The sequence below is a fragment of the Turicimonas sp. TL08 genome, from assembly GCF_054660695.1.
The window spans coordinates 1-255 of record NZ_BAAGDP010000107.1; the positions used below are offsets into that span (position 1 = coordinate 1).

At 46.7% G+C, this 255-nt stretch carries 1 rRNA gene; it reads left to right on the forward strand.

From position 1 onward, the window contains the following. Positions 1 to 187 precede the first annotated feature (187 nt). A 5S ribosomal RNA gene (rrf, locus tag ACYQ4O_RS13145) occupies positions 188 to 255 on the forward strand; the annotation flags it as partial.

A 255-nucleotide genomic window follows, 5' to 3' on the forward strand; every position in this document is an offset into this window, starting at 1 on the left:
TCAGGTGTGTAAGTGCTGTAAGGCATTGAGCTAACTGATACTAATTGCTCGTGAGGCTTGATCCTATAACCGTGAAGCTTAAAGCCTACGTTGGTTGTAGCAAGTAAAGTAAAACAAAGCAGAGCTTGAATGCTCGTCAAGATTGATAAGAATTTCCGAGCATCGAAAGATGCAGAACAAGTTAAAGCCCGGAGGCCATAGCAGGGTGGAACCACTCCTTCCCATCCCGAACAGGACAGTGAAACGCCTCCACGC